Below are 19,195 nucleotides of genomic sequence, written 5' to 3' on the forward strand. Positions count from 1 at the left end.
AGCCTCAGAGCGACCAGGCAACCGTCAGGCCGTCGTGAATCGCTTCTTCGGCGGTACGGGGTGCCAGGCAGTCGCCAACCCGCCGCACTTCCACCAGGCCGGCCAGGTCGCTGGCCAGGCTGTCTTCCGGCTGATGGCCCATGCACAGCACCAGGGTGTCGACGCCTTCGAAGATCATCGGTTCGCCGCTGGCGGTGTGCTGCAGGTACACGGTGTTGTCGTCGCTGCCATACAAGCGCGCATAGGGGGTGATGGGGATCCCCAGGCGATGCAGCTCGCCGGCCAGTTGGTCGCGCACATACAGCGGCAGGTTCTCGCCGCAATGGGTGCCATTGACTGCCAACTGCACCTGATGCCCCTCGCGCACCAGGCGCTCGGCGATACCAGGGCCGACCCAGTCGCAGCGCCAGTCGATCACCAGCACCGAACGCCCCAGCTTCACTTCATTGCGCAGTACCTGCCAGGCGTCCACCACCTGCAGTTCACCGGTGCGCTCGAACGCCGGCCAGTAGGGGGTAGCGCCGGTGGCGGCAATGACCAGGTCGGGGCTCTCGCGCTCGACCAGGGCGCGGTCGACCCGGGTGTTGCGGACGACTTCCACGCCGGCCAGGGCCATTTCCCGCTGCAGGTTGGTACTGGCGCCGCCGAACTCGCTGCGCCGCGGCAGCAATTGGGCCAGCAGCACCTGGCCACCCAGTTGCGGGCCGGCCTCGTACAGCGTTACCTGGTGCCCACGGGCGGCGGCCACGGCGGCGGCCTTCATGCCGGCGGGCCCGCCACCGGCGACGAGGATGCGCCTGGGCGTGGTGGTGGGCGTCAGCTGCCCGTACTGCAATTCGCGGCCGGTTTCTGGCCGCTGGATGCAGGAAATGGCCAAGCCACGATGGAAGTGGCCGATGCAGGCCTGGTTGCAGGCAATGCAGGCGCGCACGTCTTCGACCTGGCCGCGTTCGGTCTTGTTCGGCATCAGCGGGTCGCAGATCAGTGCACGGGTCATGCCGCAGACATCGGCCTGGCCGCGGGCCAGGATCAGTTCGGCTTCCTGGGGCTGGTTGATGCGCCCGGTGACGAACAACGGAATGTCCAGTTGCTGCTTGAAGGTTCCCGCTTCTCGGGCCAGGTAAGCCGCCTCGATGGCCATGGGCGGGACAATGTGCACGGCGCCGCCCAGGGACGCCGAGGTGCCAGCGACGATGTGCAGGTAGTCGAGCTGGCCCTGCAGGGCAACCGCTGCGGCCAGCGACTCATCCTCGCTCAGCCCTTGGCTGTCGCGCTCGTCGGCGCTGATGCGCAGGCCAATGATGAACTGCTCGTCGGTGGCAGCGCGCACGGCGGCCAGCACTTCACGCAGGAACCTCAGGCGCTGTTCCAGATCGCCGTTGTAGCCGTCGCTGCGCAGGTTCACCCGCGGGTTGAGGAACTGTGCAGGCAGGTAGCCATGGCTGGCCACCACCTCGACGCCGTCCAGCCCGGCCTGGTGCAGGCGCCGTGCCGCACTGGCGTAGCCCTGGACAATTTCGTCGATCATCGGCTGGTCCAGTGCGCGGGGCATCACCCGGAAGCGTTCGTTGGGCACCGAGGACGCGGAGTAGGCAACCGCCAGCAGGCCGTCCGCCGACTCCATGATCTCCCGCCCGGGGTGAAACAGTTGCGACAGCACCACGGTGCCATGCGCATGGCAGGCCTCGGCAAGCTGCCGGTAGCCGTCGATACAGGCATCGTCGGTGGCCATCAGCACATGCGAGGTATAGCGGGCGCTGTCGTGTACCCCGGCAACCTGCAGCACGATCAGGCCGACGCCACCGGCTGCGCGGTCGCGCTGATAGGCGATCAGCTTGTCGTTGACCAGGTTGTCGGTGGGCAGGCAGGTGTCGTGTCCGGTGGACATGATGCGGTTCTTCAAGCGTTTGCCGCGGATCTGCAAGGCTTCGAACAGGTGAGGGAAGGCGGTCTGCATACAGGCGGCTCCGGTGCGGTGTTGTTCTTGTTTTGTTTATGAAAGTGTAGCGCCAGTAAAAAATCAACTTGTTTTTTTACTGGTGCGCGACTAGGTTTTGATCACCCTCACCGCGAGGGTGTGACCTCACAACAACAAGAAATCGGGCCCTCAGGGCACCGGCAGGAGGAAGCTACGATGCAGGTATTACCCCGTGTTCCTGGCCTTTGCGCAGCGTTGCTGGCCGTTGGCCTGGGCAGCGCGCAGGCCGCACCAGAAATGGTTGTGGTCGCCTACGGCGGTGCTGGCCAGAAGGCCCAGGACGAGGCGATCTTCAAGCCGTTCAGCGCGCAGGACGGCAGCAAGTTGATCCAGAGCGAATACAACGGCGAGATGGCGCGCATCCAGGTGATGGCCGACACCGGCAACGTCGACTGGGACGTGGTGCAGATCGAGGGGCCGGACTTGATGCGCGGGTGTGAAGAGGGCGTGTACGAGCATCTGGACTGGCAGCGCCTGGGTCATGCCGCCGAGCTGATCCCTGATGCGGCGCAAGACTGCGGTTCTGCCGCATTGGTGTGGAGCGTGGCCATCGCTTATGACCGCAACAAGCTGGCCCAGGCACCGACCTCGTGGGCCGACTTCTGGGACGTGAGCAAGTACCCGGGCAAACGCGGCCTGCGCAAGCGTGCGGTGTACAACCTGGAGTTCGCCCTGCTGGCCGATGGGGTCAAGGTCGAGGATGTCTACCAGGTACTCTCGACGCCGGCCGGTGTCGAACGTGCCTTCGCCAAATTGAGTGAGCTCAAGCCCTACATCCAGTGGTGGGACGCGGGCGCGCAACCTGCGCAATGGCTGACCGCTGGTGATGTGGTGATGACCTCAACCTACAGTGGGCGTATCGCTGTGGCGGCGCAGCAGGGCAGCCCGCTGGCAGTGGTCTGGCCTGGCAGCCTGTATGGCATGGATTACTGGGCGATCATCAAAGGCTCGCAGCATGTCGATCAGGCCAACCGGTTGATCGCCTACGCCAACCAGGCCGATACCCAGGTGCGTTATGTGCGGCAGATCCCGTATGGACCCACCAATACCCAAGCCGCTGCCAGGCTCGACCCTGCTTTGGCCGATTGGGTGCCCACTTCGCCGCAGAACCTGCAGGGGGCGTTGGCAATGAATGTGGAATTCTGGGTCGATCATGGCGAAGAGCTGGAGCAACGCTTTAATGCCTGGGCGACCAAGTAGTTTCGCGCCACTTCATTTACAGGGGAACATCCATGACCGCGATGGAACAGCGTTTGCGCCAGGAGCTGGCAGCCTGTTATCGGTTGATCGCGCACTTTCGCATGAGCGACTTGATCTTCACCCATATATCCCTGCGCTTGCCAGGGCCAGAGCATCACTTCCTCATCAACCCGTATGGTCTGTTATTCGATGAAATCACTGCCTCCAGCCTGGTGAAGATCGACCTGCAGGGGAGGCCGGTCGAACCTTCGCCGCACCCGGTCAACCCGGCCGGTTTCGTCATTCACAGCGCCATTCATGCCGCCCGCGAAGACGCCCACTGCGTGCTGCACACCCACACCCGTGCAGGTTGCGCGGTGGCTGCGCTGGAGTGCGGGTTGCTGCCGGTGAACCAGATGTCCATGGAGTTTTACGGCCAAGTGGCTTACCACGCCTACGAAGGTATCGCGCTGGATATGGACGAGCAGCAGCGGTTGGTGGCCGACCTGGGCGACAAGCCGGTGATGATCCTGCGTAACCACGGCCTGCTGGCCACCGGGCGCAGCGTGGCCGAAGCATTCCTGCGCATGTACTACCTGGAGAAGGCTTGCGAGATCCAGTTGGCAGCGCAGAGTGCCGGGCAACTGATACTGCCGCCGGCTGACGTGTGCGCGCATACGGAGCGGCAGTTCAACGCGCCGGGGCGGGGGTTGAAGCAGGGTGAGCTGACCGACCCGGATGCGCTGCAGCTTGCGTGGGCGGCGTTGTTGCGGATGTTGGAAAAGGTGGCACCAGGTTATCAGGATTGAGCCTGTGACTTGCTGACTTGGATGGGTTGGTGCCTGCCTGTGGAACCAACGGCGCCCCAACGCGTTGAAACCTGCACGGTCATTGTGGGAGCGGGCGTGCCCGCGAACACCGGCGCAGCCGGTGCCATTCTCCGCGTCGTCTGCTTCGCGGGCACGCCCGCTCCCACAGGAATGGAACCCCTGCTTAGTGATTGAGTCGCCTCAAGGGCACAGGACAGTCACTGTTGCGCAACCCTTGGCCATAACTGTGCTGGTTCGCTTTTGAGGAATAGCCTTATGCTGTAACGAAATATGTCAGCAAAGCCTGTAGAAGGAAGTCGCAATGCCGCTCAAGGACCTGCTCATCGCCCTGGTGGTGATCGTCGCCTGGGGAGTCAACTTCGTGGTCATCAAGGTGGGCCTCGATGGCTTGCCGCCGATGTTGCTGGGGGCGCTGCGCTTCTTGTTGGTGGCATTTCCGGCAATCTTGCTGGTCAAGCGGCCGAAACTGCCCTGGCGCTGGTTGATCGCCTATGGCGCGACGATTTCGCTGGGCCAGTTCGCCTTCCTGTTCCAGGCCATGTACAGCGGCATGCCGCCCGGGCTGGCCTCGTTGATCTTGCAGTCGCAGGCGTTCTTTACCCTGGGTTTCGCTGCGCTGTTCCTTGGTGAAAGGCTGCGCCTGGCCAGTGTGCTGGGCCTGCTGGTAGCGGCCAGCGGCCTGGCATTGATCGGTAGCGAAGATGGCGGCCATGTACCCTTGCTGGCGCTGGTGCTGACCTTGTGCGGTGGTGCCATGTGGGGCATGGGCAACATCATCACCCGGCGTTTTGGCTCGGTCGACCTGGTGGCGTTGGTGATCTGGGGCGGGCTGATACCGCCACTGCCGTTCCTGGCGTTGTCCTGGTGGCTGGAAGGGCCTGAGCGCATTGGCCATGCACTGGCCAACATCAGCTGGAGCTCGGTGCTGGCCCTGGTGTACCTGGCCTTTGTCGCCACCATGCTCGGCTACAGCCTGTGGAGCAAGCTGCTGTCGCGCCACCCGGCCGGCAAGGTGGCACCGTTCTCGCTGCTGGTACCCGTGATTGGTCTGAGTTCGTCGGCGCTGTTGCTGGGCGAACGCCTGACCGCCATCCAGGGCTGGGGCGCCTTGCTGGTGATGGCAGGGTTGCTGGTGAACGTGTTTGGCGCGCGGATCGGGCAAAGGTTGCGGGCGGCCAGCGCGTAAGCCGCGCCAATAGGCTGCTCGGCGCTCTGTTAGAATCGGCCTCTTTATCCAGGCCAACGGAGCGCTTTCATGATCATTTCCACCACCAGCCAGCTCGAAGGTCGCCCGATTGCCGAATACCTGGGCGTGGTCAGCTCCGAATCGGTGCAGGGCATCAACTTCGTACGCGATTTCTTCGCGCGCTTTCGCGACTTTTTCGGCGGCCGCTCGCAAACCCTGGAAAGCGCCCTGCGTGAAGCGCGCGAGCAGGCCACCGAAGAACTCAAGGCACGGGCACTGCAGATGCGCGCCGACGCGGTAGTGGGGGTGGATTTCGAGATCAGCATGCCGTCGGTGCAGGGCGGCATGGTGGTGGTATTTGCCACCGGCACGGCGGTGCGCCTGAAGTAGAGCGGTTTGCCACTGGTCGGCTGCAGGGCTCTTGTCCGGGCGGTCCGCAAATGACCAGCTAGTCTCTTTTTCACAGGCCGCGTTTTCTGGGCGACTCTTCTGGTTGCCGGCGCGACTGCCACTGGAGGGAGACAGGGCATGAGCGAATCCTTTTTCGAAGACCTGAACGATGCGTTCCCGATCAACAGCCAAGTGCGTTGCGGCCAGGCGGCCTTCCGCCTGGGGTTCGCCCACATGACGCTGGATGATTCCGAACAGCTCCAGCCTGCACACCTGCAGCGCAGCAAAAAAGGCCGCTTCATGCCGCGGGTTCCGCTGAAGAAGTGATCCCGCCCCAGTACATAACCCCGCCCAATGGCGGGGTTTTTATTGCGCTTTGTTGATCCGCCTCATGGCATTGCCGGGTTGCGCTCGCCGGCTGGCTGAGGTTGTGGTTTTCTGTCATGGCATTCCAGCAACGGAGGATTGAATGCTCATGCGAGTCAGGGAAGAGACTTATTGGCAATGGGCCGACGCCCAGTTGCACAGCCGCAGCCACGACGAAGCCCTCAGCGACGGCACCACGCTGGATGTGCAGGTGCGCTTGTCACGTTTGGGGGCGACACAGCTGTTTTTGGGGTTGTATGCCGGCGATGGGCGGGCATTGCTGGAGGAGTACTACCCTGCGCGGCCAGGGGAGACCATGACCCGCGCACTGGTGTGGGGTGTCGACCGTGCCCGTGCGATGGCCACCGGGGCCTTGCCATTGCCGCAAACCCGCCGCCAGCGGCGCCAGGCATGAAAAAGCCCGGCCTATGCGGGCCGGGCCTGGTTAAGGGTGAGAACCCTCAGTTGAGCGGTTCGATCACCTTGACTGCCTGCCGCTCACGGGCGGCGGGCCATTCTTGTTGCAGGGTCTGCAGGACGCGGCCAACGAACTCGGTGTCGGCGGCGGCCTTCTTGCCGACGTAGCCCTGGCCACGGCGGTAGACCTTGAAGCGGGCACGCATGCTGGGCAGGTGCTCTTCAAATTCATCTTCGATCGTGTTCGGTGGCAGGCGGTCGAGCCGCACCTCACCGGTTTGGCTGACCCACAGCAAGTGGTCGTCAAGGCTGTCCTTGCGTACGGCGAACAGCTGCGCCAGTTGATCGATGGTCGGATTGTTGTTCAAGTTCATCATAAAGCCCCCATTACCCATTCGTAGGTGATTTTCACAGTTGGCGCTAACACGGTGTAGCGCACTACCAACGCTGCTACAGCAGCATCGCAACAGGGGCTTTCTCACGCTGCCTTTTGGACAGTTCCCTCTCCACGGACGGCCTGCGTTACCGCGCAAGCCGTCTGGAACACCCTTGCCACCGCTCCCGATCAGGGAGACGGCTTCATCATGCACAAGGGCGATGAGCGGCGTCAATGATTTTGTAGTGAATATTTTTAAGCACTACATTTCTGTCGTTTTGTTCGACAATCGCTGCTCTCACTACAGCCCGGACAGGATCTCGAAGGCTGCACGAACCCGTGCTTCGTTCGGGTAATTTCGATTCGCCAGCAACACGATAACCAGCTGTTCGGAGGGCACGAACGCGGCGTAGGCACCGAAGCCGTTGGTTGAACCGGTCTTGTTGTACCAGGCTGCCGGCTGCGCGGGCAGGGGCGGTTGCAAGCGTGTGGTTGCCTGTGGTTCCCGGATCAGCCGTGGGCTGTTGCCATCGACCAGGGTCGCCAGCGTGACCGGGTAGGGGTAGCGCTCCCAACCCAGGCCCTGAGTCATGTCACCCACCTGGAAGTAGCCCTGCTGGGTTATGGCCGTGGCTTTCACCAGTGCCGGTGGCAGGCCCTCAGGCTGCATGTGCAGGCGCACGTAGCGCAGCAGGTCGCTGGCGCTGGTCTTGATGCCATAGGCCTCGTCGGCGTAAGGGCCAGGGCCAACGCGCACCGGTTTGTCGGCGGCGTCGTAACCTTGGGCATAAAGCCCTTCGGCGCTGGCCGGAACCTGCAGGTAAGTGTTTTTGAGGCCCATTTTGGCCAGCAGGCCATCCGTCATCAGTGTGGCAAACGGTTGGTGCTGCGCGCGGGCGGCCAGGTCGCCGAACAAACCAAGGCTGGGGTTTGAATAGCAGCGCTGGGTGCCGGGTTTGGCGCGGGGTTGCCAGTGGCGGAAAAAGTCGACGACCTGCTGCGGTGTTTGCACTGCATCCGGGAATTGCAGCGGCAGGCAGTCGGCACTGTAGGCGCCCAGTTCCAGCACACTGGCGTCGCCGATGGGCGCCCCGGCCAGTGCCGGATGATAGCGCTTGGCTGGGGCTTCAAGGTCCAGCTTGCCTTCGGCACTGGCCAGCGCGGCCAGGGTGGCGGTGTATGTCTTGCTCAGCGACCCGATCTCGAACAGCGTGTCTCGGCTGACCGGCACATTGTCGGCCTTGCTGGCCACGCCGTAGCTGAAGTAATGCGCGTGGTCGCGGGCATAGATCGCCACCGCCATACCGCTGATGCCCTCTTCCTGCATCAGGGGGCGAACGATACGGTCTACCTTGGCTTGCAGCTGGTCGTCGGCCTGGGCGTTGGCATGGCCCAACGTGAGGGTAATGGCGGCCGCAAGTGCGGCCAGGCGGGAGAGGGGCATGAAAGGGTCCTTTTGTAGAACGTGTCCGTTGAGCGATACCGGTGGGGGTTCCGGCGTTAGCGGCGAAAAGCCGCAGACCTTATCGTTTGCCCTTGCACAATGACAAGACGGACACTGTGATGAAGTATTTGCGCATGTTATTCGACAATTTCACCCTGGCGTTGCTCGGGGTGGTGCTGATCGCCACCGTGCTGCCTTGCTCCGGCGATGGTGCGGTGTATTTCGGCTGGCTGACCAACTTGGCCATCGCCCTGCTGTTCTTCCTGCATGGCGCTAAGCTGTCGCGCGAGGCGATCATTGCCGGTGCCGGGCACTGGCGCCTGCACCTGCTGGTGTTCTCTTGCACGTTCGTGATGTTCCCGCTGCTTGGCCTGGCGTTCAAGCCGTTGTTCCTGCCGCTGGTGGGCAACGAGTTGTACCTGGGCGTGCTTTACCTGTGTGCCTTGCCGGCCACGGTGCAGTCCGCCATCGCCTTCACCTCGCTGGCCCGCGGTAACGTGCCGGCAGCCATTTGCAGCGCGGCGGCGTCAAGCCTGCTGGGTATCTTCCTGACCCCCTTGCTGGTGATGATGTTGCTGGGCGCCAGTGGTGACACAGGCTCTGGCCTGGATGCCGTGCTGAAGATCACCCTGCAACTGCTGGTGCCGTTCGTTGCCGGGCAGATTGCGCGGCGCTGGATCGGCGCCTGGGTCAAGCGCAATGCGCGCTGGCTCAAGGTAGTGGACCAGGGTTCGATCCTGCTGGTGGTGTATACCGCGTTCAGCGAAGCCGTGGTCACGGGGTTGTGGCACACGGTATCGCCGCAGCACCTGGCCGGGTTGTTCGCCGTGTGCGGGATTCTGCTGGCGGTGGTGCTGTTTGGCACCCGCGTGCTTGGCAAGGCCTTGGGCTTCGACCTGGAGGACCGCATCACCATCCTGTTTGCCGGCTCCAAGAAAAGCCTGGCTACCGGCGTGCCGATGGCGCAGGTGCTGTTCGTGGGCAGTGGTATTGGTGCGATGATCCTGCCGCTGATGCTGTTCCACCAGATCCAGCTGATGGTCTGCGCGGTGCTGGCGCAGCGGTATGCCAGCCGTGAGCAGGCGGCTGAAGAGGCCTCGGCGGCGTCCTGACAATTTTGTCGCGGCGGTCAGGCCGCCGCATCATCCTGTAGGAGCAGCCTTGTGCTGCGAAGAGGCCAGTAAGGCTAAGGGTAATCTTTGGCTGCAATGGCCTCTTCGCAGCGCAAGGCTGCTCCTACAGGGCTTGTGTTGGCCTTGAAATCGACGCAGGTCAGGTGGAAGCGCTTCGCCTCCGCTACCTGGCCTGCCCCGAAGCGCGTTCGCGCAATGCCTTGCCCACCTCGGCCTCGATCTTGTAGGCCGGCCCCTCCAGGTCGTCATAGTTGCGGGTATAGCGCCGGGCGAACTCCTCCACGCCCAGTTCCTGATACTGCTGCACATGCTTGAGTTCGTGCGCCCACAGGGCCACGTTGTCCTCGGCATCGCCGGCCCGGCGGAAGATGATCGTGTCGATCAGCGTCACGGCGTTTACGTCGGGGTTCTGCAGCAACGCGTTGGCTGCGCTCATCTGCTGTTCGTCACCCACCCGGAAGCGCGCCGCATCGAGCACGGCAAAGTCATACCAGGGTTCGAGCTGCGCACGGATATGCAACGGGATCGGTTCGACCCCGCTGGCGGTGGCCTCATCCCGGGCCTGGCGCAAGGCGAACGTCAGGCTGGACGAGGCCATGACCTCCACGTCCTTCAGAATCTGGCCGGCCTGCCCAGGGTCGATCGGCGCACAAAAACAGCCCATCAGGCAGACTTGGTATTGCCCGGGTGGGCAGGCTTGTTCGGCAAGTGCGGGCAGCGCCAGCGTCAGGCCCAGCAGCAGGCTAATCCGCTTCATGCAGGGCCTTTTCGACAAACTGGCGGCTTGCGTCCAGCACTTGCGATTGCACTTGTTCAGTGGCCAGCATGCGCCCGACCATCAATGCACCTACGCACTGGCTGATCAGTACCCAGGCCAATTGATCATCCTCCAGTGTTGCGCCCCAGGCCTTGTGCAGTTCGACCAGCCAGTGCTCGGCCTCTTCGCGTACCGGCGCTGCGGCCCGGGCGATTTCCACACCCAGCGGCGGCAGCGGGCAGCCGCTTTCGGCATTGTGCAGGTGGGCCAGGCTCAGGTATTGCTGCAGGCAGCGGCCCAGGCGCTCGCGGCTCGCGCCCTTGTTAGCCAGGCGGGCCAGCGGGCTGTTGTGCAGCTCTTGGCGTACCACCTCGGTAAACAAGTCGTCCTTGGACGGGAAGTGGTTGTAAAAGGCGCCGCCGGTCAGGCCGATTGCCTTCATCAGCCCGGCCACGCCAGTGCTGGCAAAGCCCCCACGCTTGGCCAGTGCGCCACTGCTGGTCAGCAACCGTTCGCGGGTTTGCTGCTTGTGTTCGTTTGAATAACGCATTCACTTGCCTCTGCAGGCGGGCTTGACGATGACGGTGATCATAACATAGCGTTCGTTTACTAAACGATCATTCATCAATGGAGGCAGGCATGTCAGAACAACAAAAAGTAGTGCTGGTGATCGGTGCGGGCGACGCCACCGGTGGCGAGATTGCCAAACGCTTTGCCCGGGAGGGCTACATTGCCTGCGTCACCCGGCGGCAGGCTGAAAAGCTGCAACCACTGCTTGAGGAAATACGTGCTGCTGGCGGCCAGGCCCATGGTTTCGGCTCCGATGCGCGCAAGGAGGAAGAGGTGGCAGTGCTGATCGAGACGATCGAGCGCGATATCGGCCCCATCGAGGCGTTTGTTTTCAATATCGGCGCCAATGTGCCCTGCAGCATCCTTGAGGAAACCCCACGCAAGTACTTCAAGATCTGGGAAATGGCCTGCTTTGCCGGCTTTCTCACCGCTCAGGCGGTTGCCCGGCGCATGGTCCAGCGCGAGCGCGGCACGATCCTGTTCACCGGCGCCACCGCTGGCACCCGGGGTGCGGCAGGTTTCGCGGCGTTCGCCGGGGCCAAGCACGGCTTGCGCGCCCTGGCCCAGAGCATGGCGCGCGAACTGGGGCCGCGGAATATCCATGTCGCGCATGTGGTGGTGGACGGGGCCATCGACACTGCCTTCATCCGCGACAGCTTCCCCGAGCGCTATGCCCTCAAGGACCAGGACGGCATTCTGGCCCCGGCGCACATTGCCGACAGCTACTGGTTTCTGCACGCCCAGCCTAGAGACGCCTGGACGTTCGAACTGGACCTGCGCCCCTGGATGGAACGCTGGTAAGCCCCTCTCACCACGCAAGGATCGTAACCATGCACAAGACTGTCGATTTCTTTTTTGACCTGGGCAGCCCGGCCAGCTACCTGGCCTGGACCCAACTGCCAGGCCTGTGTGCCCGCCAGGGTGCCACACTGCATTACCGGCCAATGCTGCTGGGCGGGGTTTTCCAGGCGACCGGCAACGCTTCGCCAGCCATGGTCCCGGCCAAAGGGCGCTACATGTTCACCGACCTGGCACGCTTTGCCGCGCGCTATGGGGTACCGTTCGGGCTGCCGCCGGGGTTCCCGGTCAACACCTTGGCCTTGATGCGTGGGGTGATGGGCACCCAGTTGCGCTCGCCAGAACGGTTGGAGGCGTTGCTGTCGGCGCTGTTCAATGGGCTGTGGGTGCAGCGCCGCAACCTTGGCGATAGCGCCGTTCTGGACGACACACTGAGCCAGGCAGGGTTCGACCCGCAGGCGTTTCACGCGCTGGCGGCTGACCCTGAAGTGAAAGCAGCGCTCAAGCAGGCGACCGAGGCGGCAGTCGAACGCGGTGTGTTTGGCGCGCCGACCTGCTTTGTCGGTGAGGCCATGTTCTTTGGGCAGGACCGCTTGGACTTTGTCGAGGAAGCGTTAAGTCAGGGGGCCAGCAGCTTCTCGAGCTGAGTGCGTTCCCACAGGCTGAGCAGGTCGACGGGGTTGGTGCCGTAGCGCTGCCAGTCCTCGATCCCGGCCTGCTGGCCGTCAGGGGACTGGCAACTGATGCACTGCGCCAGGCCTTCGGTATCAAGGGCCAGCGTCAATTGCCAGCCCTGGATGTCGACATCGACCAAACCGCCATCGCGGCGTGCACTCACCTCAAGGTGATGCACGCCAAGGGCTGCATTACGCAGGCTCTGGTAGATGGCCCGGGTGTTCAGCGAACCGTCGTGCGTCAAGATCAGAAATTCGCCGGGGTGTTGGCGCTGATGATCTCGGCCTCGTCCGGGCCGATGTTCTTGAAGCTGTGCGGCAGGGTAGTGGGGATGTAGTAGCCGTCGCCCGAGCTGAGCACGCTGACTTGGCCATCGACCCACAGCTCCACGGTACCGCGGGTGACCAGGCCACATTCTTCGCCTTCGGCATGCACGATCGGCTCGCCGGAGTCCGCACCCGGTGCATACAGCTCGCGCAGCATGCGCATCTGCCGGCCCTCGACACTGGCGCCGACCAGCAGCATGCGCAGGCCGTTACGGCCCAGATCGGGCTGCTCGCCGCCGCGGAACACAAAGCGCTCTTCTCGCACCGGCTCGTCGAAGCTGAAGAACTCCGCCAGGCTCATGGGAATGCCTTCGAGCAGCTTTTTAAGGGAGCTGACCGAAGGGCTGACGCGATTCTGCTCGATCTGCGAGATCGTCGAATTGGTCAGCCCGCTGCGGCGGGCCAGTTCCCGTTGGGAGAGGTTGTTGCGTTCACGCACCAGTTTGAGTCGCGTCCCCGTGTCCATAGCCGCCTTGTAATCAGAGGTGTAAAAAATAATGAGCGACGCGCATTAAAACACACTCTGCACGCTTGCGCGCTGTGCTTCTCAGGCACGCTGGTCGCGCGGCATCGGCCATAGCCCGACCAGCAGCAACAGGGCGGCCACGGCCAGGAACGGCAGGCGCGGATCGAGGGCATACACCAGGGTGCCGGCCAGCGGCCCGATCACCGCGCCCATGCCCTGCGCGGCACCAATGGACCCGGCAGTGGCACCTTGCTCGGAAGCGTGCATGGCGTTGGCCGCCAGGGCTGAAAACGACGGAAAGACAAAGCCCATGCCCGCGGCCGCGACGAAGTAGCAGCCCCACAGCCAGGGTGCGGTGGTCGCGAGCGAGCCGCAGGCAAAGCCCAGGGCCGAAACCGTGGCGCCTACCCGGATCATTTTCAGTGGCGGCCATTCCAGTTTGCGCAGCAGTACCTGTGACAGCATCAGTGCGACGCCCACCGTGGTCAACGCGATGCCGGCCGCCTGGGCCGCTTCTGCCGGGCCCAGGTGCAGGCGGTCCAGGGCAAAGAAACCGACAATGATCTGCGATACGGTCACACTGAGCATGGCGCTGAACGCTACCAGCAAGGGCCGGCGCAGGCGTGGGTCGTTCAAACGCACCGGGCTCGGGGCATAGTTGTGGGGCAGCGCCTGCGGCTTGAGGGTGAACAGCAGCACCAGAAAGGCACTGGCCGGCAGCAGCGACATGATATGGAATGGCAGGCTCAGGCTGTGCCGCGCCAGCAGCGCCGCCAGCGCCGGCCCCACCACCAGGCCGACGGCGTTGGCCGCCCCCAGCGAAGCCATGGCCCGGGCCCGCCGCTGCGGCTCGACATGGTCGGCGATCAGCGCGTTGCAGCCTACCGGGATGGCAGCATAGAAGGCGCCGATGCAGCCGCGTGCGACCATCAGGCCAATGAACGCAGCGGTCGCGCCCGGCAACCAGCGCAGCGCGCCTTCGACAAACAGGCATAGCAGCCAGTAAGCCAGGGTGAAGCCGGCGGTCCCCAGCAACAGGATACGTCGCCGGCCCAGGCGATCTGCCGCACGACCCCAGGGCCGGGCCAGCAGCACCCAGACCACGCCGGCCACCGTCACGGCGGCGCCAGCCTGCCAGGTGGCCATGCCGAGTTGGCGGGCAATCGGGCCGATCAGGGCGACGAAGGCCATCATCGACATGGTACAGGCCATGTTGGCCAGCAGCAGCGGACGCAAATCCAGGGTGCTGGCAGGTTTGAGGGTTGCAGGATCCTTTGCGACGTTCATAGGGCAGTCCAGGGCAATAAGGCAAAAAGAAAGCCGATCTTATTAAGAACGATTATTGATTGTCGAATGCCCCGGGCTGCTGCAGGTCATTCGCTGCGGCGCAGGGGGCCAGGCCACATGCTACGCAACACGCCGTCGCGGCGCACCCACGCGTGCATCAAGGCAGCACCCACATGCACCAGCACTGTGGCGAACAGCAGGTAACCGGCCCAGCCGTGGGCCAGGCGCAACACGGCATACAGTTGCAGGTTGTGCGGGGCGATGGCGGGCAAGCCCAGCGGGCGAGGGTAGTCGCCGGCCGACAGCATGCCCCAGCCCAGTAGCGGCATGGCCAGCATCAGGCCGTAGAGCAGCAAGTGCGAGGCCCCGGCGGCCCAGCGCTGCAGGGGTGGCAGGTCTTGCGGCAAGGGTGGGTGAGGTACGGCCAGGCGCACGCCGATGCGTAGTACTACCAGCACCAGCAGTGCCAGGCCGGTGGCCTTGTGCAGCCCGATCAGCACCGGGTGGCGTAGCGACAGGTCAGTAACCATGGTCACACCAATGAACAGCATGGCCAGGATCAGCACGGCCATCAGCCAGTGCAGCAAACGGGCGAAAGGATGGAAGGCTTCGGGTTTCATGGGCGGGCTCCGGTGCTGAGCGATTCACGGCTGCGGCGGTTGAACGATTCCGAGTAGGCAGCCGAACGGGCGGCCAGGATTGGGTCGGCAGATGCCTCTATGCCTCGGGGCAGGATCAACGGGTCGAAGTTGAGGTCGCGGCATGCGCCCTGCTCGGGGGCGTCGACCTGTTCCAGCACCAGGGTGCCGGCGTCCACGCTGCGCCGCTCGGCAGGCCAGGGCCGGGCAGGGTCGTCCACCGCATCGCCGGGTTCGGCCAGCACCAGGCGAAGCGTCCAGCGCAACGGCCCCTGGGCCAGGCGTTGCTGCAGGTCGTGCTGCAGGAACTGTTTGTCATCGATCTGGGTGGGCAGCGCGGCAAACGCAGTTTGCGGCTCAAGCTGCCAGCGCACCGGGTGGCGCGCGCCGCCTGCGTCGATCAGGTGAAAGGCGTTGATGCTGTGGTATTGGGTGCTGGCGAAGCTGTTGCTGGGCTTGTAGCCCGCCGCCCATTGGCGAAACGCCGCGCTTTCCGGGTGGGCTGCGAAGAACGCCTGCATGCTGGCAGGGTTCGGTTTGCCGGTGGCCGGGTCTGGCGTGTTCGCCAGTACTTGCTCGTAGAACCCTTGCGGTGTGCTGATTGCCAGCACCGGCGGGTTGTTCATGCCGGTGCGCCAGACCTGCCCGTCGTCGGTGCTCAGCTGAATGGCCAGGCTGCGCACGGGTATGCCGGTGTCCGGGGCGAACGGGTTGGCGCCGCCGATGGCGAAACGGCCGATCACCGGCACCCGCGCCTGGCTGAAGACGCGCGCCGTGGACAGGTTGGCGGCCTGCCCGCTGGCCTGGAAGTAGCCGCTGACGCACAGGCCCTTGGCATGGTTCTTCCGGTAGCCCGGGTAATGCCCGGCCTGGGCCTCGAAGGTGTCGATGATGCGCTGTGGCGTCAGACGGGTTTCGCCGAGCCAGCCGGCGGCATAGGCAAAGCCGGCGCCTGCGGCCAGCATCACGGCGCCGATGGCGGCCAGGCGCAGGGCTTTGGCCGGGCCGTGCAAAGGTGAGTTCATGGTCATCGTCCGGTTTTGTGAGTGTGCCAGTACGACGGCGCAGGGAAAAACTTATTCCATCGGCGGGAATAGAATTTCCTGGCAGGCGTCTGCCTTTACAATGACAACTTCAAAGGCCGGGACTTTTCCATGCACGATCTGGACGACCACCAGTGGCGCGAGTTGCTGGCCCGCCTGCGCCGCTTTGCCGTGTGGCTGACCCGCGAGCCGGGCAGCGCCGATGACCTGGTGCAGGCCACGGTCGAGCGAGCCCTGAGCCGACGCGACCAGCAACGCGATGCCGAGGCGCTGCGGGCCTGGCTGTTTACCATCCTCTATCGGCTGTTCCTTGACGGTAAGCGCCGCGACCGCCTGCATGCGCGCTGGCTGTCGTGGTTCGGCCGTGCCGAGCGCGAGGAGGAGCCGGTCGGTGGCAACCTTGAGGCCATTGTGCAGGCCCAGGTTGACTTGAAGGCATTTGCCCGGCTGACGGCCGAACAGCGCGCCTTGTTGCTGTTAATCAGCGTCGAAGGCTTGAGTTACAAGGAAGCTGCCCAAGCCTTGGGCATCCCCATCGGCACCGTGATGTCGCGCCTGTCGCGCGCCCGCAGTGCCTTGCGCGAACTGACCGAGGGCAACCCCCAGCCCCCGGCCTTGCGGAGACTGAAATGACGCGTCTGATCCCCAGCGAAGACGAATTGCACGCTTACGTCGATGAGCGCCTGGAGCCTGTGCGCCGGGCCGAGGTGCAGGCCTGGCTGGCGGCCAACCCGCAGGCGGCGGCACGTGTAGAGGGCTGGCGCGCCGATGCCCGCCGGTTGCGTACGGCGCTGGCCGGGTTAGGCGAATTGCCCGGGGCGGCGCAGCTGGACCTTGGCCAGTTGCGTCGGCAATTGCGCCAGCGTCGGCAGCGGCGTTGGGCCGCGGCGGCGGTGGTGGTGTTGGCATTGGGCGTGGGAGGGCTGGGTGGCTGGCAGGTGCGCGATGCGTCCCTTGCACGCGCCGACCTGCCCATGGCCGATGCCGTCCAGGCGCACCGATTGTTTGCCGGCAGCGAGGCGCTGGATATCCAGGCCAATGATCCAGGGCAGTTGCGCGACTGGCTGGGGCGACATTTCAGCCGTGTGGGTCAATTGCCAGACCTGGCGGGCTATGGCTTCAAGCCGGTGGGCGCGCGCTTGCTCAGCAACGAGCAGGGGCCGGCGGCGCTGCTGGTGTTTGAAGATGGCAAGGGCCAGCGCATCAGCCTGTTCCTGCGCTCACCGGGCGAACTTTATCGTCGAATGCCGGACGGGCAGCGGGTGGATGGCCAGCTGGAGGCGCGGTATTGGTCGCATGGGGCTTACAACTTTGCCTTGGTCAGCGCGGCGGATGATGTGCGTGGGGCAGGGGTGGGGGAGGCGTTGCGGTTGGGGTTGTGAATGGGGCGCTGGTGTATTGCCTTGAGTATTGTGTCGTGTGGGAAATCGAGCGCCGCCCGCGCGGCGCATCGCGAGCTGGCGCTCGCTCCTACGTTTGTTTCAGGCCAATAACGCCAGTGACAGACGCGCGCGACCGCCTTGTTTGTACGGCGCGATATTGAACCATGCACCAAAGCGTTCGCGCGCATATCTCACAGGATTAATTGGCCCGAAACAAACGTAGGAGCGAGCGCCAGCTCGCGATGCGCCGCGCGGGCGGCGCGCGATCTCACCGGCAACGCAAACCCCAAGGCATGAGCACAATGGCCACGGCAATCAGCCCAGTTCGAGCCAGATCGGCGCATGGTCCGACGGTTTTTCCATCCCGCGCAGTTCATAGTCCACGCCGGCTGCCTTGATCCGCGGCACCAGGTGCTGCGAGGCCATGATCAGGTCGATGCGCAGGCCACGCTTGGGGTCGTCCTCGAAACCACGGCTGCGGTAGTCGAACCAGCTGAAACGGTCGTTCACGTCCGGGTACAGGTGGCGGAAGCTGTCAACCAGGCCCCAGCCTTTCAAACGCTCCATCCACTCGCGCTCTTCCGGCAGGAAGCTGCACTTGCCGGTCTTCAGCCAGCGCTTGGCGTTGTCCGCGCCGATGCCGATATCGCAGTCTTGCGGCGAGATGTTCATGTCGCCCATTACCAGCAGTGGCTGGTCGTTGCGGAACTGGCCTTCCAGCAGCGCCTGCAAATCGCTGTAGAAACGCTGCTTGGCCGGGAACTTGGTGGGGTGGTCGCGGCTTTCGCCCTGGGGGAAATAGCCGTTCATGATGGTGATCGGGTTGCCATCGGCATCGGCGAAGGTACCCCAGATGAAGCGGCGCTGGGCGTCTTCGTCATCGGTGGCAAAGCCTTTGTGCAGGCTCAGCGGCGCCTGGCGTGACAGCAGGGCCACGCCGTAGTGGCCTTTCTGGCCGTGGTAGTGCACGTGGTAACCCAGCGCCTGTACGTCGGCCAGCGGGAACTGATCGTCGCTGACCTTGGTTTCCTGCAGGCCGATCACGTCCGGCTGGTGCTTTTCGATCAGCGCTGCCAGCTGGTGCGGGCGGGCTCGCAGGCCGTTGATGTTGAAACAGACGATCTTCATGGAAAGACAATCCCGGTAAAAGCCGGGATGCTAGCCGACATCGCCCCACATCACCAGCGTGGCGGCTTCTGGAGCCTGCTGCTAACGTGCTGTAGGGGGTGAACGAAGCGCGGTGGCGCGCCTCCAAGGCAATGTACGCCCATTCCAGGAGGTCTGCCCGCAATGCCCGAAACCACTGCCGCTCCGGCCCATGTCTGCCTGCTCGATGATGGCTACAGCCGTGAGGCGCGTTCGCTGCTGTACAACGCCTACCGCCACGAACCCACCTTTGCCTATATTTTCGAAGCCCAGCGCCCAGGTTATGAGCGCCGCTTGCGGGTAATGGTGCGCGAATGGGTGCGCCAGCACTTCTACCTGCAATTACCTGCCATCGGCTTGCTGGTCGACGATCGCCTGATTGCCCTGGCCCTGATCGTGCCGCCGCTGCGCCGGCTGGGCGTGGCCGACAGCTGGGCCTGGCGCCTGCGCATGATCCTGGGGACCGGCCTGGCCTGCACGCGGCGCTACATGGATTACCAGGCTGCACTGGCCACCTGCCTGCCAACCGATCAGGTGCATGTGTTGCCATTGCTGGGGGTACACCCGCAATTTCAGGGCAAGCACTACGGTGAGCAATTGTTACAGGCCGTGCACGACTGGTGCGCGGACGACCCCGGCACCCAGGGCGTGGTGCTGGACACCGGCAACGAGCACTACCTGGCCTTCTACCAGCGCCAAGGCTACGAAGAAATTGGCGAGGTCGCTGTAGGGCCGATCCGGGAGCGGGTGTTCTTCCATCCAAATCCCGTCGCTTCAACCTCCACTTTTGCCTGAACATCCCGCCAGG

General features: G+C 64.1%; 23 protein-coding genes. 12 read left to right on the forward strand and 11 right to left on the reverse strand.

The genetic code is table 11. The features are described 5' to 3' along the window. Nucleotides 1-4: 4 nt before the first annotated feature. On the reverse strand, nucleotides 5-1,957 hold the full coding sequence (locus ABOC32_RS16130; RefSeq protein WP_426807928.1) for an FAD-dependent oxidoreductase: 1,953 nt from the start codon (nucleotides 1,955-1,957) through the stop codon (nucleotides 5-7). 177 nt (nucleotides 1,958-2,134) lie between these two features. Here ABOC32_RS16130 and ABOC32_RS16135 point away from each other — a divergent pair, with 177 nt between their 5' ends. From ABOC32_RS16135 to ABOC32_RS16160, 6 genes are all read left to right on the forward strand, one after another. Next, nucleotides 2,135-3,178 (forward strand): ABC transporter substrate-binding protein, encoded by a 1,044-nt coding sequence (locus ABOC32_RS16135; protein ID WP_426807929.1) that lies wholly within the window; start codon nucleotides 2,135-2,137, stop codon nucleotides 3,176-3,178. A gap of 32 nt (nucleotides 3,179-3,210) precedes the next feature. Next, nucleotides 3,211-3,966, forward strand: coding sequence for a class II aldolase/adducin family protein (locus tag ABOC32_RS16140; RefSeq protein ID WP_426807930.1), 756 nt, complete (start codon nucleotides 3,211-3,213; stop codon nucleotides 3,964-3,966). A gap of 322 nt (nucleotides 3,967-4,288) precedes the next feature. Beyond that, nucleotides 4,289-5,173, forward strand: coding sequence for an EamA family transporter (locus ABOC32_RS16145; protein WP_234225129.1), 885 nt, complete (start codon nucleotides 4,289-4,291; stop codon nucleotides 5,171-5,173). A 69-nt stretch (nucleotides 5,174-5,242) separates the two neighbouring features. Continuing rightward, nucleotides 5,243-5,563: a YbjQ family protein gene (locus ABOC32_RS16150; RefSeq protein WP_234225128.1), complete on the forward strand. Its 321-nt coding sequence runs from the start codon at nucleotides 5,243-5,245 to the stop codon at nucleotides 5,561-5,563. 138 nt (nucleotides 5,564-5,701) lie between these two features. Next, nucleotides 5,702-5,890: a hypothetical protein gene (locus tag ABOC32_RS16155; protein WP_003253897.1), complete on the forward strand. Its 189-nt coding sequence runs from the start codon at nucleotides 5,702-5,704 to the stop codon at nucleotides 5,888-5,890. A gap of 142 nt (nucleotides 5,891-6,032) precedes the next feature. After that, on the forward strand, nucleotides 6,033-6,344 hold the full coding sequence (locus tag ABOC32_RS16160) for a hypothetical protein (RefSeq protein WP_426807931.1): 312 nt from the start codon (nucleotides 6,033-6,035) through the stop codon (nucleotides 6,342-6,344). 46 nt (nucleotides 6,345-6,390) lie between these two features. Here the strand turns inward: ABOC32_RS16160 and ABOC32_RS16165 are convergent, their stop codons facing one another. Together ABOC32_RS16165 and ampC are read right to left on the reverse strand one after the other, a co-directional pair. Continuing rightward, nucleotides 6,391-6,723 carry a hypothetical protein gene (locus ABOC32_RS16165; RefSeq protein ID WP_016486521.1) on the reverse strand — a complete coding sequence of 111 codons (333 nt, stop codon included), beginning with the start codon at nucleotides 6,721-6,723 and terminating at the stop codon, nucleotides 6,391-6,393. A 300-nt stretch (nucleotides 6,724-7,023) separates the two neighbouring features. After that, nucleotides 7,024-8,166 (reverse strand): class C beta-lactamase, encoded by a 1,143-nt coding sequence (ampC, locus tag ABOC32_RS16170; RefSeq protein ID WP_426807932.1) that lies wholly within the window; start codon nucleotides 8,164-8,166, stop codon nucleotides 7,024-7,026. Nucleotides 8,167-8,285: 119 nt separating this feature from the next. On the opposite strand from ampC, the gene ABOC32_RS16175 reads away from it, so the two are divergent. After that, entirely contained in the window at nucleotides 8,286-9,278 is a 993-nt protein-coding gene (locus ABOC32_RS16175) for a bile acid:sodium symporter family protein (RefSeq protein ID WP_426807933.1), read from the forward strand. A gap of 184 nt (nucleotides 9,279-9,462) precedes the next feature. On the opposite strand, the gene ABOC32_RS16180 is transcribed toward ABOC32_RS16175, so the two are convergent. Both ABOC32_RS16180 and ABOC32_RS16185 read right to left on the reverse strand, forming a co-directional pair. Continuing rightward, nucleotides 9,463-10,056, reverse strand: coding sequence for a DUF4157 domain-containing protein (locus ABOC32_RS16180; RefSeq protein ID WP_086979790.1), 594 nt, complete (start codon nucleotides 10,054-10,056; stop codon nucleotides 9,463-9,465). Beyond that, entirely contained in the window at nucleotides 10,043-10,606 is a 564-nt protein-coding gene (locus ABOC32_RS16185; RefSeq protein WP_426807934.1) for a TetR/AcrR family transcriptional regulator, read from the reverse strand. Before ABOC32_RS16185 ends, ABOC32_RS16180 begins: the two co-directional genes overlap by 14 nt. Before the next feature lie 89 nt (nucleotides 10,607-10,695). Here ABOC32_RS16185 and ABOC32_RS16190 point away from each other — a divergent pair, with 89 nt between their 5' ends. Both ABOC32_RS16190 and ABOC32_RS16195 read left to right on the forward strand, forming a co-directional pair. After that, nucleotides 10,696-11,427 carry an SDR family oxidoreductase gene (locus ABOC32_RS16190; protein ID WP_426807935.1) on the forward strand — a complete coding sequence of 244 codons (732 nt, stop codon included), beginning with the start codon at nucleotides 10,696-10,698 and terminating at the stop codon, nucleotides 11,425-11,427. Between the two features lie 29 nt (nucleotides 11,428-11,456). Beyond that, a complete protein-coding gene (locus tag ABOC32_RS16195) occupies nucleotides 11,457-12,071 on the forward strand; it encodes a 2-hydroxychromene-2-carboxylate isomerase (protein ID WP_426807936.1) in 615 nt (204 codons plus the stop codon). Here the strand turns inward: ABOC32_RS16195 and ABOC32_RS16200 are convergent. The 5 genes from ABOC32_RS16200 to ABOC32_RS16220 all read right to left on the reverse strand — a co-directional run bounded on the left by ABOC32_RS16200 (nucleotide 12,044) and on the right by ABOC32_RS16220 (nucleotide 15,847). Next, nucleotides 12,044-12,343, reverse strand: coding sequence for a DUF7693 family protein (locus ABOC32_RS16200; RefSeq protein ID WP_426807937.1), 300 nt, complete (start codon nucleotides 12,341-12,343; stop codon nucleotides 12,044-12,046). The two genes, ABOC32_RS16195 and ABOC32_RS16200, sit on opposite strands and share 28 nt — an antisense overlap. Nucleotides 12,344-12,345: 2 nt before the next feature. Continuing rightward, nucleotides 12,346-12,891, reverse strand: a complete 546-nt coding sequence (locus ABOC32_RS16205) for a cupin domain-containing protein (RefSeq protein ID WP_016500000.1) — start codon at nucleotides 12,889-12,891, stop codon at nucleotides 12,346-12,348. An 81-nt stretch (nucleotides 12,892-12,972) separates the two neighbouring features. Next, entirely contained in the window at nucleotides 12,973-14,178 is a 1,206-nt protein-coding gene (locus ABOC32_RS16210; protein ID WP_063423589.1) for an MFS transporter, read from the reverse strand. Between the two features lie 86 nt (nucleotides 14,179-14,264). Next, nucleotides 14,265-14,798, reverse strand: a complete 534-nt coding sequence (locus ABOC32_RS16215) for a cytochrome b (RefSeq protein WP_426807938.1) — start codon at nucleotides 14,796-14,798, stop codon at nucleotides 14,265-14,267. After that, nucleotides 14,795-15,847, reverse strand: coding sequence for a catalase family peroxidase (locus ABOC32_RS16220; protein ID WP_426807939.1), 1,053 nt, complete (start codon nucleotides 15,845-15,847; stop codon nucleotides 14,795-14,797). Before ABOC32_RS16220 ends, ABOC32_RS16215 begins: the two co-directional genes overlap by 4 nt. Before the next feature lie 123 nt (nucleotides 15,848-15,970). On the opposite strand from ABOC32_RS16220, the gene ABOC32_RS16225 reads away from it, so the two are divergent. Further along, nucleotides 15,971-16,492: a sigma-70 family RNA polymerase sigma factor gene (locus ABOC32_RS16225; protein ID WP_426807940.1), complete on the forward strand. Its 522-nt coding sequence runs from the start codon at nucleotides 15,971-15,973 to the stop codon at nucleotides 16,490-16,492. Continuing rightward, nucleotides 16,489-17,241: an anti-sigma factor family protein gene (locus tag ABOC32_RS16230; protein ID WP_426807941.1), complete on the forward strand. Its 753-nt coding sequence runs from the start codon at nucleotides 16,489-16,491 to the stop codon at nucleotides 17,239-17,241. Before ABOC32_RS16225 ends, ABOC32_RS16230 begins: the two co-directional genes overlap by 4 nt. 315 nt (nucleotides 17,242-17,556) lie before the next feature. On the opposite strand, the gene xthA is transcribed toward ABOC32_RS16230, so the two are convergent. Then, complete coding sequence (gene xthA, locus ABOC32_RS16235; protein WP_426807942.1) at nucleotides 17,557-18,369, reverse strand: exodeoxyribonuclease III; 813 nt, start codon at nucleotides 18,367-18,369, stop codon at nucleotides 17,557-17,559. A 162-nt stretch (nucleotides 18,370-18,531) separates the two neighbouring features. Between xthA and ABOC32_RS16240 the strand changes: the two genes are divergently transcribed. Further along, the gene (locus tag ABOC32_RS16240; RefSeq protein WP_086979772.1) at nucleotides 18,532-19,182 is read left to right on the forward strand and encodes a GNAT family N-acetyltransferase; all 651 of its coding nucleotides are present in this window, start codon (nucleotides 18,532-18,534) and stop codon (nucleotides 19,180-19,182) included. Nucleotides 19,183-19,195: the final 13 nt, after the last annotated feature.

Source organism: Pseudomonas sp. WOUb67 (genome assembly GCF_050058005.1).
GTDB classification, from domain to species: domain Bacteria; phylum Pseudomonadota; class Gammaproteobacteria; order Pseudomonadales; family Pseudomonadaceae; genus Aquipseudomonas; species Aquipseudomonas putida_R.

Coding starts and splice junctions, on each gene's coding strand:
- ABOC32_RS16130 (WP_426807928.1), bottom strand. CDS start 1,957: ATGCAGACCGCCTTCCCTCACCTGTTCGAAGCCTTGCAGATCCGCGGC.
- ABOC32_RS16135 (WP_426807929.1), top strand. CDS start 2,135: ATGCAGGTATTACCCCGTGTTCCTGGCCTTTGCGCAGCGTTGCTGGCC.
- ABOC32_RS16140 (WP_426807930.1), top strand. CDS start 3,211: ATGACCGCGATGGAACAGCGTTTGCGCCAGGAGCTGGCAGCCTGTTAT.
- ABOC32_RS16145 (WP_234225129.1), top strand. CDS start 4,289: ATGCCGCTCAAGGACCTGCTCATCGCCCTGGTGGTGATCGTCGCCTGG.
- ABOC32_RS16150 (WP_234225128.1), top strand. CDS start 5,243: ATGATCATTTCCACCACCAGCCAGCTCGAAGGTCGCCCGATTGCCGAA.
- ABOC32_RS16155 (WP_003253897.1), top strand. CDS start 5,702: ATGAGCGAATCCTTTTTCGAAGACCTGAACGATGCGTTCCCGATCAAC.
- ABOC32_RS16160 (WP_426807931.1), top strand. CDS start 6,033: ATGCTCATGCGAGTCAGGGAAGAGACTTATTGGCAATGGGCCGACGCC.
- ABOC32_RS16165 (WP_016486521.1), bottom strand. CDS start 6,723: ATGATGAACTTGAACAACAATCCGACCATCGATCAACTGGCGCAGCTG.
- ampC (WP_426807932.1), bottom strand. CDS start 8,166: ATGCCCCTCTCCCGCCTGGCCGCACTTGCGGCCGCCATTACCCTCACG.
- ABOC32_RS16175 (WP_426807933.1), top strand. CDS start 8,286: ATGAAGTATTTGCGCATGTTATTCGACAATTTCACCCTGGCGTTGCTC.
- ABOC32_RS16180 (WP_086979790.1), bottom strand. CDS start 10,056: ATGAAGCGGATTAGCCTGCTGCTGGGCCTGACGCTGGCGCTGCCCGCA.
- ABOC32_RS16185 (WP_426807934.1), bottom strand. CDS start 10,606: ATGCGTTATTCAAACGAACACAAGCAGCAAACCCGCGAACGGTTGCTG.
- ABOC32_RS16190 (WP_426807935.1), top strand. CDS start 10,696: ATGTCAGAACAACAAAAAGTAGTGCTGGTGATCGGTGCGGGCGACGCC.
- ABOC32_RS16195 (WP_426807936.1), top strand. CDS start 11,457: ATGCACAAGACTGTCGATTTCTTTTTTGACCTGGGCAGCCCGGCCAGC.
- ABOC32_RS16205 (WP_016500000.1), bottom strand. CDS start 12,891: ATGGACACGGGGACGCGACTCAAACTGGTGCGTGAACGCAACAACCTC.
- ABOC32_RS16210 (WP_063423589.1), bottom strand. CDS start 14,178: ATGAACGTCGCAAAGGATCCTGCAACCCTCAAACCTGCCAGCACCCTG.
- ABOC32_RS16215 (WP_426807938.1), bottom strand. CDS start 14,798: ATGAAACCCGAAGCCTTCCATCCTTTCGCCCGTTTGCTGCACTGGCTG.
- ABOC32_RS16220 (WP_426807939.1), bottom strand. CDS start 15,847: ATGACCATGAACTCACCTTTGCACGGCCCGGCCAAAGCCCTGCGCCTG.
- ABOC32_RS16225 (WP_426807940.1), top strand. CDS start 15,971: ATGCACGATCTGGACGACCACCAGTGGCGCGAGTTGCTGGCCCGCCTG.
- ABOC32_RS16230 (WP_426807941.1), top strand. CDS start 16,489: ATGACGCGTCTGATCCCCAGCGAAGACGAATTGCACGCTTACGTCGAT.
- xthA (WP_426807942.1), bottom strand. CDS start 18,369: ATGAAGATCGTCTGTTTCAACATCAACGGCCTGCGAGCCCGCCCGCAC.
- ABOC32_RS16240 (WP_086979772.1), top strand. CDS start 18,532: ATGCCCGAAACCACTGCCGCTCCGGCCCATGTCTGCCTGCTCGATGAT.